A 1,413-nucleotide genomic window follows, 5' to 3' on the forward strand; every position below is an offset into this window, starting at 1 on the left:
TGCGTGCGATGCGTGGCTGCCTGCGGATCAGGCCGTTGCTTTCGAGCGTGAGCAGCATCTGGTGGACGGATGGCGGGGTGACGCCGARATAGCGTTGCAGGTCGCGTTCGGCCGGTGCGCGCCCATTGATCTGGCTGTAGGCCCAGATAAAGGCGAGATACTGGCCCTGCTTGTCGGTGAAGCGCGGCGCYTCTGGCAACTTTTGGTCAAGTAATTGATTCATTTTTCGATTCATCCGGGACCTCCATACCCAAAGGAGGCCTTGCGGATGAATATACGCTATCGTGTCGATCTCGACCAAGCCGAACGCGACGAACTTATGAGCCTACTGAGCRCTGGCAAGCATGCGGCACGCAAGCTCAAGCGGGCGCAGATCCTGCTGGCCGCCGATGCTGGCCTGGGCGACGAGGCGATTGCCGCCACCGTGGTGGCCAGCGGCTCGACGGTCTATCGCACCAGGCGTCGCTTCGTGGAGATGGGCCTTGAGGCGGCGCTTARCGAAGAGGCGCGCCCTGGTGCGGAGCGCAAGCTGACCGGCAAGGAAGAAGCGCTGCTGGTGGCCACCGCCTGCTCCAGCCCACCGCCGGGCTGCAGCCGCTGGACACTGCAGTTGCTGGCCGACGCGTTCGTCAGGCTGACCGAGCATGAACAGCTGTCGCGTGAGACGGTACGCCGGCGCCTGGTCGAAAACGATCTCAAGCCATGGCGCAGGGACATGTGGTGTATCCCCAAGATCGACGCCGAATATGTCGCGCGCATGGAGGATGTGCTTGACCTCTATGCYGAAGAGCCCGACCCGGCACGGCCTGTGGTGTGCTTCGACGAAAGCCCGACCCAACTCATTGGCGAAGTGCGGCTGCCGATCCCAGCCGCACCAGGCCGGTTGGAGSGTTACGACTGCGAATACAAGCGCAACGGCACCGCCAACTTGTTCGTCTTCCTTGATGCTCACCGATCCTGGCGCAAGGTAAAAGTCACTGCCCGGCGTACGGCCGACGACTTCGCCCAATGCATGCGCGATCTCGTCGATCTGCACCATCCCGGGGCCGAGACCATCCGTGTCGTGCTCGACAATCTGTCGACCCACACACCGGCCGCCCTCTACCAGGCCCTGCCGGCCTRCGAGGCGCGCCGTATCCTGAGACGCCTGGAATTCCATTACACGCCCAAGCATGCCAGTTGGCTCAACATGGTCGAGATCGAAATCGGCGTGTTGCGCGGCCAATGTCTTAACCGCCGCATCGAAAGCCACGATCGCCTCATCGCCGAAGTCGCCGCTTGGGAACACCGWCGCAATCAAAGTGGAGCCCGCATCAAATGGATGTTCTCAACCGAGCAAGCCCGCGCCAAACTTGCCAAAGCATACCCAAACCCAATCGCCAAAGAGTCATAATCTCTGTGCAGAGGTACTAG

General features: G+C 61.7%; 2 protein-coding genes. One reads left to right on the forward strand and one right to left on the reverse strand.

What is annotated here, in order from left to right:
- Positions 1–235, reverse strand: a 235-nt coding sequence (locus AC1D06_RS42560; RefSeq protein WP_477991594.1) for a LexA family protein, incomplete at its 3' end; no start/stop codon positions are given.
- Between the two features lie 33 nt (positions 236–268).
- Here AC1D06_RS42560 and AC1D06_RS42565 point away from each other — a divergent pair.
- The gene (locus AC1D06_RS42565) at positions 269–1,393 is read left to right on the forward strand and encodes an IS630 family transposase (protein ID WP_477991596.1); all 1,125 of its coding nucleotides are present in this window, start codon (positions 269–271) and stop codon (positions 1,391–1,393) included.
- The last annotated feature ends 20 nt before the right edge of the window (positions 1,394–1,413 follow it).

The sequence above is a fragment of the Rhizobium sp. P2_G2 genome, from assembly GCF_056403555.1.